At 73.5% G+C, this 8,167-nt stretch carries 7 protein-coding genes; 2 read left to right on the forward strand and 5 right to left on the reverse strand.

Going from position 1 to position 8,167, the window contains the following annotated elements:
• Positions 1 to 82: 82 nt before the first annotated feature.
• Genes ruvB through ruvC form a run of 3 tightly spaced genes read right to left on the reverse strand, consistent with a single transcriptional unit; the run spans position 83 to position 2,270 of the window.
• A complete protein-coding gene (gene ruvB / locus ACFYM6_RS29520) occupies positions 83 to 1,147 on the reverse strand; it encodes a Holliday junction branch migration DNA helicase RuvB (protein WP_387280730.1) in 1,065 nt (354 codons plus the stop codon).
• Positions 1,144 to 1,746 (reverse strand): Holliday junction branch migration protein RuvA, encoded by a 603-nt coding sequence (ruvA, locus tag ACFYM6_RS29525; protein ID WP_073835740.1) that lies wholly within the window; start codon positions 1,744 to 1,746, stop codon positions 1,144 to 1,146. Before ruvA ends, ruvB begins: the two co-directional genes overlap by 4 nt.
• Positions 1,743 to 2,270 carry a crossover junction endodeoxyribonuclease RuvC gene (ruvC, locus tag ACFYM6_RS29530; protein ID WP_387280731.1) on the reverse strand — a complete coding sequence of 176 codons (528 nt, stop codon included), beginning with the start codon at positions 2,268 to 2,270 and terminating at the stop codon, positions 1,743 to 1,745. Before ruvC ends, ruvA begins: the two co-directional genes overlap by 4 nt.
• A gap of 202 nt (positions 2,271 to 2,472) precedes the next feature.
• Between ruvC and ACFYM6_RS29535 the strand changes: the two genes are divergently transcribed.
• Positions 2,473 to 3,255 (forward strand): 3-hydroxybutyrate dehydrogenase, encoded by a 783-nt coding sequence (locus tag ACFYM6_RS29535; RefSeq protein WP_387280732.1) that lies wholly within the window; start codon positions 2,473 to 2,475, stop codon positions 3,253 to 3,255.
• Positions 3,256 to 3,269: 14 nt separating this feature from the next.
• A complete protein-coding gene (locus ACFYM6_RS29540) occupies positions 3,270 to 5,189 on the forward strand; it encodes a helix-turn-helix domain-containing protein (protein WP_387280733.1) in 1,920 nt (639 codons plus the stop codon).
• Positions 5,190 to 5,303: 114 nt separating this feature from the next.
• Here the strand turns inward: ACFYM6_RS29540 and ACFYM6_RS29545 are convergent, their stop codons facing one another.
• Positions 5,304 to 5,912, reverse strand: a complete 609-nt coding sequence (locus ACFYM6_RS29545) for a TetR/AcrR family transcriptional regulator (RefSeq protein WP_387280734.1) — start codon at positions 5,910 to 5,912, stop codon at positions 5,304 to 5,306.
• Positions 5,913 to 5,923: 11 nt separating this feature from the next.
• Complete coding sequence (locus ACFYM6_RS29550; RefSeq protein ID WP_387280735.1) at positions 5,924 to 7,492, reverse strand: MFS transporter; 1,569 nt, start codon at positions 7,490 to 7,492, stop codon at positions 5,924 to 5,926.
• Between the last annotated feature and the right edge of the window lie 675 nt (positions 7,493 to 8,167).

An 8,167-nucleotide genomic window follows, 5' to 3' on the forward strand; every position in this document is an offset into this window, starting at 1 on the left:
GCGGATTCTCACGTCCTGTAGACCGCGCGAAGTCTAGTCCCTGCACCTGGGAACACCGAATGCGACCCAGATCACGTTCGGATCACGGCGTTTCAGGCTGCGCGGAGAACAGATCGGGCATGCGAGGGGCGTCGGTGCCAAATGTACCATTCGGCGGCGTACGCCCCAGATGGTGCCAGGCAGCCTCGGTGGCGACCCGACCCCGGGGCGTACGCGCCAGCAGCCCCGCGCGCACCAGGAACGGCTCGCAGACCTCCTCGACCGTGTCGGGCTGCTCCCCCACCGCCACGGCGAGGGTGGAGAGCCCCACCGGGCCGCCCCGGAACGAGTCGACCAGCGCGATGAGCACCGCCCGGTCCAGCCGGTCCAGCCCGAGCGCGTCGACGTCGTACACGGTCAGGGCGGCCTGGGCGGTCTCCAAGGTGACCACGCCGTCGGCCCGGACCTCGGCGAAGTCGCGGACCCGGCGCAGCAGCCGGTTGGCGATCCGGGGCGTCCCCCGCGACCGGCCGGCGATCTCGGCGGCGCCCTCGTCGGTGATCGGCACGCCGAGAATGCGCGCCGAGCGGCGCAGCAGCGACTCCAGGTCGGCCGGGGCGTAGAAGTCGAGGTGGGCGACGAACCCGAACCGGTCCCGCATCGGCCCGGTGAGCAGGCCGGAGCGGGTGGTCGCGCCGACCAGGGTGAACGGCTCCACGTCCAGCGGGATCGCGGTCGCGCCGGGGCCCTTGCCGACCACCACGTCGACCCGGAAGTCCTCCATCGCGCTGTAGAGCAGTTCCTCGGCCGGCTTGGCGATCCGGTGGATCTCGTCGATGAACAGCACGTCGCCCTCGGCGAGGCTGGTCAGGATGGCGGCCAGGTCGCCCGAGCGCTCGATGGCCGGCCCGCTGGTCACCCGGATTCCCGAACCCAGCTCGGCCGCCACGATGTTGGCCAGGGTGGTCTTACCCAAGCCGGGCGGCCCTGACAAGAGGATGTGGTCGGGCGGGGAGCCACGCCGCATGGCGCCCTTGAGCAGCAGGTCGAGCTGGTCGCGGACCCGGTGCTGGGCGATGAACTCGTCGAGCCGCTTAGGCCGGACGCTGGCCTCCGCGTCCAGTTCCGCGTCGCTGACGTACGCCGAGACCAGGTTCTCCCCCGTCATCGGGTGCGGCCCAGGAGGCGGATGGCCTGCTTGAGCAGGACCGGCACCGGCGGGGTCGCCCCGTCGACGGTCTCGGCGACCGCAGCGACGGCCTGCTCGGCCTGGGCGGCCGTCCAGCCGAGCCCGACCAGGGCCTGCCGCACCTGCTCCGGCCAGGCGCCCGCGGTCACCCCGGCCGCGCCGTCCGGACCGACCGGCACCGGGCCGATCCGGTCGCGCAGTTCGAGGACGAGGCGCTCCGCGCCCTTCTTCCCGATGCCCGGCACCCGGGTCAGCGCGGCGGTGTCGGCGTTGGCGATGGCCTTGCGGACCGCGTCCGGGGTGTGCACGGCGAGCACCGCCTGGGCCAGCCGGGGGCCCACCCCGCTGGCGGTCTGGAGCAGCTCGAAGAGCTGCTTGGCGTCGTCGTCGGCGAAGCCGTAGAGGGTGAGCGAGTCCTCCCGGACGACCAGGCTGGTGGCGAGCCGGGCCGGCTGGCCGACCCGGAGCTCGGCGAGGGTGCCGGGGGCGCACTGCACCGCCAGGCCGATGCCGCCCACCTCCACCACCGCGTGGTCCGGACCGGTCGCGGTCACCGTGCCGCGCACGCTGGCGATCATCGGGTTCCTCCTCGTCGTGCCCGCTCGGCCGCGGCGGCCAGCTTGGATCGGGTCCCACCGCGCCAGATGTGGCAGATGGCCAGGGCCAGGGCGTCGGCGGCGTCGGCGGGCCGGGGCGGCTCGGGCAGCCGCAGCAGCCGGGTGACCATCGCGGTCATCTGCGCCTTGTCGGCCTGACCGGAACCGGTCACCGCCGCCTTGACCTCACTGGGGGTGTAGGTCTGCACGGGCAGCCCGACGCGCGCGCCGGCGAGCACGGCGATCCCGCTGGCCTGGGCGGTGCCCATCACGGTGCGGACGTTGTGCTGGCTGAACACCCGCTCCACGGCGACCGCGTCCGGCCGGTGTTCCGCGATCAGGTCGGCGAGCGAGCGGTCCAGGTGCAGCAGTCGCAGCGGCAGGTCGTCCTCGGCATCGGTGTAGACGACGTAGTAGGCGACCAGCGTGCAGGGCCGCCCCGGCACGCCCTCGACCACGCCGACCCCACACCGGGTCAGCCCCGGGTCGACGCCGAGCACCCGCACGCCGCCTCCTCCCCGACCGCCAGCAGTACGTGTGTTCGACACCCTACCGATCCACTCCGACAGGTGCTCGCGCGGACACGCCCGTCGGGGCAAACCACCGGCGATGCACCGCGCGGGTCGCGTCCGCCCACACACCCCTTTGGCGGAGTATGTGTCCGCACGCCATGTGCGCCCGGCCACACAGCTCGTAACTTCTTGCGCCATGACGGCAGAACCCGTGGCGGTCCCCCACGTCGTACGCGTCGACCTCTCTGGTCGCAGCGCCCTGGTGACCGGTGGTGGCAGCGGCATCGGACGGGCCTGCGCCCTGCGCCTGGCGGCGGCCGGCGCGACGGTGCTCGTGGTCGACCGCAACGTGGAGGCGGCCAAGGCGGTGGCCGCCGAGGCCGGCGGTCGCGCCGAGGGGATCGACCTGGCCGACCCGGCCGCGGTGGACCGGCTGGACGTCGACGCGGACATCGTGGTCAACAACGCCGGCCTGCAGCACGTCGCGCCGGTGCAGGACTTCCCCGTCGAGCGCTTCGAGTACATCCAGCGGGTGATGGTGGAGGCGCCGTTCCGGCTGATCCGGCGGGCGCTGCCGCACATGTACGCCAACGGCTGGGGACGGATCGTCAACATCTCCTCGGTGCACGGGCTGCGCGCCTCGCCGTACAAGGCGGCGTACGTCTCGGCCAAGCACGCCCTGGAGGGGTTGTCGAAGGTGGTCGCCCTGGAGGGCGCCGCGCACGGGGTGACCGCCAACTGCATCAACCCGGCGTACGTGCGGACGGCGCTGGTGGAGAGCCAGATCGCCGACCAGGCGGCCACCCACGGCATCGGCGAGGACGAGGTGGTCGAGAAGATCATGCTGGCCCGGGCGGCGATCAAGCGGCTGATCGAGCCGGAGGAGGTGGCGGAACTGGTGGCGTACCTGTGCTCCCCGCCGGCCTCGTTCATCACCGGCACCTCGATCGCCCTCGACGGGGGCTGGACGGCGAACTAGTGGCGCCCCGCACAATGTCGGTCATGTCGTCGCCGGTTGAGTTTCTCGAGCTGCTGGCCCGGGAGGCCGCCGCGGTGGAGTTCGAAGGGCCGCTGGTCGCGGCCCGGGCCGCCGGCGTGCCGGCCGAGCGGCTCGCCGAGTTGGAGCAGGCGAAGGTGGTGGCGCTGCGGGTCCGCGCGCTGCTGGAGCGCCGGCGCCGCCGGGAGATCGAGCTCTCCGGCCTGTACGACACGGCCAGCGACCTGGCCGGGCTACGCGACCTGGACGACGTCCTGCGGGCGATCGTGCACCGGGCCCGGAACCTGCTCGGCACCGACGTGGCGTACATGACGCTCAACGACGAGGAGCGCGGCGACACGTACATGCGGGTCACCGACGGCTCGATCTCGGCCCGGTTCCAGCGGCTGCGGCTGCCGATGGGCGCCGGCCTGGGCGGGCTGGTGGCGCAGACCGGCACGCCGTACGCGACGGCCAACTATCCGGAGGACGAGCGGTTCCACCACACCGGGGAGATCGACGCCGGGGTCGGCGAGGAGGGCCTGGTGGCGATTCTCGGGGTGCCGCTGCGGCTCGGGTCGAGCGTGATCGGCGTGCTGTACGCGGCCAACCGGTCGGCCCGGCCGTTCGCCCGGGAGGAGGTGTCGCTGCTGGTCTCCCTCGCGGCGCACGCGGCGGTGGCGATCGACACCGCCCGGCTGCTCGCGGAGACCCGCGCGGCGCTGGAGGAGCTGTCGGCGGCGAACAGCACCATCCGGGCGCACAGCAGCTCGGTGGAGCGGGCCGCGGCCGCACACGATCGGATGACCGCCCTGGTGGTACGCGGCGGCGGGATGGAGGACGTGGCGGCGGCGGTGACCGAGGTGCTCGGCGGGGCGTTGCTGGCGCTGGACGCCGAGGGGCGGCGGTTGGCCCGGGTGGGCGAGATCGACGAGCCGGACCGGGCCGACATCGTGGAGGCGGTGGCCGCGTCACGGACCGAGGGGCGCAGCGTACGCCGGGGTCCGCTCTGGTACGCCGCCGTGGTGGCCGGCGCGGAGAACCTGGGCGCGCTGGTGCTGCGCCCGGACGGGGAGCTGGTCGACGCGGACCAGCGGATCCTGGAGCGGGCGGCGCTGGTGACCGCGCTCCTGCTGCTGTTCCGGCGGACCGTGGCCGAGGCCGAGGGCCGGGTCCGGGGCGAGCTGCTCGACGACCTGATCGCCCGGCCGCTGCGGGACACCGACGCGCTGCGCAGCCGGGCCCGCCGCCTCGGGGTGGACCTGGACGCCCCGCACGTGCTGGTGGCCGTGGGCGACGACGCGATCGCCGCGACCGGCTCGGCCCGGCAGCGGGTGCTCTCCTGGGCCACCACGTACGCCTCGACCCGGGGCGGGCTGGCCGCGGCGCGGGACGGCCGGGTGGTGCTGATGCTGCCCGGCAAGGACGCCGGCGGCGCGGCGCGCGCGGTGGCCCGGGACCTGTCCCGGGTGACCGGCCGGCCGGTGACCGCCGGGGCGAGCGGGCCGTCCACCGGGCCGGCGTCGCTGGCCACGACGTTCGCCGAGGCGGAACGGTGCCTCACCGCGCTGGGCGCGCTGGGCCGCGCCGGGCAGGGCGCGAGCACGGCCGAGCTGGGCTTCGTCGGGCTGCTGCTGGGCGCGGTCGGGGACTCGGGCGACCGGGACGTGGCCCGGTTCCTGACCGCGACCGTGGGGCCGGTGGTGGACTACGACGCCCGGCGGGGCACCGCGCTGGTCAAGACTCTGGAGGCGTACTTCGGGGTGGGCGGCAGCCTGGCCCGGGCGGCGGAGCTGCTGCACGTGCACGTCAACACGGTCACCCAGCGGTTGGAGCGGGTCGGGCAGCTGCTCGGCGCGGACTGGCAGAAGCCGGAGCGCGCCCTGGAGGTGCAGTTGGCGCTCCGCCTGCACCGGCTGCGTACCCCCGCCGGCTGAGCCACCGGGCGGGCGGTGCGGCGGATGCGCACCGGCTCGCCGATCCGGCGGTGTCCGGGTGGCCCGGACACCGCCGCGGCGCCGGTGTCGGGTCATGCGGCGGAGGGGACCCGGTCAGCGGGCGCGGAGGCCGTCCAGGACGGCGTCGACGATCCGCTCCGGCAGGATCCGGTCGTCCAGTTCGGGCTGCCAGCGCAGCATCCGCTGCATCAGCATCGGCCCGCTCAGCAACGCCATCGCCAGCTCGACGTCCAGATCGGCGCGGAGTTCCCCGCTGCGTACGCCGCGCTCGAGCACCTGCCGCATCAGCTTCCGGCGCGGCTCGACCATGGTCTGGTAGAGCCGGTAGTGGGCCGGGCTGCGGTTCACCTCGGGCACCAGGCAGGGCATGATCTTCGCGGCCCGGGGATCGACGTTGTGCCCGATCGCGCCGACCAGGAGCACCAGGTCGTCCCGGACGGAGTGGCCGGCCGGCTGGGGCGGGGTGCCCTTGAGGGTGCGCAGCGCGTCGAGCAGCAGGGCGTCCTTGCCGGGCCACCGGCGGTAGATGGTGGCCTTGCCGACCCCGGCGCGGGCGGCGATCGCCTCGATGGAGAGCGTCTCGATCGTGTTGCCCTCGGCGAGCAGGTCCAGGGTCGCCTGCACGATCGCCTCGTCCGCGCGGATGCTCCGCGGTCGCCCGGGCGACCGCGGAGCATCGGCGGTGGAACTCATGTCAGACATTGTCGCCGAACCTACGCGGTCCCAGCCAACTCAGGTTCGGCGGCCGCTCGGGCGTCGGCCGGAGCGAGCACCGGGCGGCCCGGCATCCAGCGGAGCACGATGACGATGCCGAGCGCGGCCACCAGCGCGGAGAGCCCCGCCGCCCAGTGCATCGCCGACACGAACGAGTCGTTGGCCGCGGCGATCAGCCGCGGCGCGGCCGGCCCGAGCTGCGCCGCCGCCGCGTACGCGCCGGAGATGGACTCCTCGGCGGCCGCCCGGGCCGGGGCGGGCAGGCCGTCGAGCGCCGTGGCGACGTCGCCCCGGTAGACCGCGGAGAGCACCGAGCCGAGCACCGCCACGCCGAGCGCACCGGCCACCTGGCGAATCGTGTTGCTGACCGCGGAACCGACGCCAGCCTTCTCCCGGGGCAGCGCCGACATGATCGACTCGGTGGCCGGCGGCATGATGTTGGCCATGCCGGTGCCCTGGAGGAAGGTCAGGACCAGGATGACCCAGATCGGCGTGACCGCGTCGACGAAGACGAAGGCGCCGAGCGCCACCGCGGTCAACGCGAGGCCGACCAGCGCGACGGCCCGACCACCGAAGCGGCGGACCATCGCCGCGCTGCGCGGCGCGAAGAACAGCTGCGCCGCGGCGAACGGCAGGAAGAGCAGACCGGTCTCCAGCGGGCTGTATCCGCGGACCAGCTGGAGGTAGAACGCGTTGAAGAACATCACGCCCATCGCGGCGAAGAACACCAGCCCGACCAGCGCCACCGGGGCGGCGAACCGGGGCACCCGGAACAGCCGGACGTCCAGCGACGGGTGGTCGCTGCGCAGCTCGTGGGCGACGAACCAGGCCAGCACGGCCAGCCCGCCGACGATGGCGGCCCAGACCGGCAGTCGGTCGAAGCCGTGCTCGCCGCCGTCGATGATGCCGTAGGTGAGCGCGACCAGGCCGACGACGGACAGCAGCACGCCGAACAGGTCCACCCGGCCCGGGTTCGGGTCGCGGGACTCCGGCACCAGCAGCGCGACCAGCACCACGCCGAGCACCACCACCGGCACGTTGATCAGGAAGACCGAGCCCCACCAGTAGTGCTCCAGCAGGACGCCGCCGAGGACCGGACCGATCGCCACGGCGAGGCCGACCGCGCCGGCCCAGACACCGATCGCCCGGGCCCGCTCCCGGGGGTCGAAGACGTTGGAGATGATCGACAACGTCACCGGCATGATGGCCGCGCCGCCGACACCCATCAGGGCGCGGGCGCCGATCAGCTGCGCCGGGTCCTGGGCGTACGCCGACAGCAGCGACGCCAGTCCGAACAGCGCCAGGCCGACCAGCAGGAAACGCTTGCGGCCGAGGCGGTCGCCCAGGACGCCGAAGGTGAAGAGCAGACCGGCGAACACCAGCGTGTAGGAGTTGATGGCCCACTCCAGCTCGCCCTGGCTGGCACCGAGGCCGTGCACCGGGTCGGCCAGGGTACGCAGGGCGACGTTGAGAATCGTGTTGTCGAGGACGACCACGAGGAGGCTGATCACCAGCACCCCCAGGATCGCCCACCTCCTCGGGTGTCCGGTGTTCTCGTGCGGTTCCATCCCGGTTCTCCCCCCGGTTCACCCGCGTCGAAATACGATACGGGGCAGACTCGTAACGGCCCGAGCGTAAGCGAGCGAGTTTCGATACGGAACCGGTTCGTATCGTTTGTGTGCCAGGTCACGTGCCCTGTCAGGCTTGATCCCTCCGCCGGCCACGGCGTTGCCACACCCCCGTCGTGGTCCAGCGCCGTCCGAATGTCCGCCCTCCGTGGTTCGCGCCCGTGTACGGGGCCGGCGCCGCGCCCTGACTGGCCCGCCCTCGTCCCGCACCCGTGCGCCCAGTGGCGCACTTTCGCGGAAAGTGAGGCCTTCCGGCGGCCCGAGGGGCCACTTTCCCCGAAAGTGTCGCCTCGTTTGTTGCGCCGGGGCGGTGATCGACTCCGTGGGCGGCATGTGGTGGTGTCGCGGGTGCCGGATACCGCCTCGTGCGGCACCTGGAGTGGATCTACGGGGGTTGGCGGCGCCCGTCCGGGTGTTGTGGTCCGCGATGTCCGGTTTGCGGGTGACGGTCGGCATCCTCGGCCCGGAATTTCGGGCGGCCGGGGGTCGTTGAGTGGGTGCGCGGCCGAGTAAGGCACCCTGGGCCGCCCCGCGTTTTCCGGACAGGCTCGTTTGTGACTAATTCATGCGGCGAGCTGCCGGTTCTCGAACTCGTCTCGAACTTGTCGTGGGGTT

The organism is Micromonospora sp. NPDC006431, from assembly GCF_042870725.1.
Lineage (GTDB): Bacteria > Actinomycetota > Actinomycetes > Mycobacteriales > Micromonosporaceae > Micromonospora.

What these genes read in the sequence shown, in the direction of transcription:
- ruvB (WP_387280730.1), bottom strand. Translation starts at nt 1,147, where the DNA reads ATGACGGGGGAGAACCTGGTCTCGGCGTACGTCAGCGACGCGGAACTG.
- ruvA (WP_073835740.1), bottom strand. Translation starts at nt 1,746, where the DNA reads ATGATCGCCAGCGTGCGCGGCACGGTGACCGCGACCGGTCCGGACCAC.
- ACFYM6_RS29535 (WP_387280732.1), top strand. Translation starts at nt 2,473, where the DNA reads ATGACGGCAGAACCCGTGGCGGTCCCCCACGTCGTACGCGTCGACCTC.
- ACFYM6_RS29540 (WP_387280733.1), top strand. Translation starts at nt 3,270, where the DNA reads ATGTCGGTCATGTCGTCGCCGGTTGAGTTTCTCGAGCTGCTGGCCCGG.
- ACFYM6_RS29545 (WP_387280734.1), bottom strand. Translation starts at nt 5,912, where the DNA reads ATGTCTGACATGAGTTCCACCGCCGATGCTCCGCGGTCGCCCGGGCGA.
- ACFYM6_RS29550 (WP_387280735.1), bottom strand. Translation starts at nt 7,492, where the DNA reads ATGGAACCGCACGAGAACACCGGACACCCGAGGAGGTGGGCGATCCTG.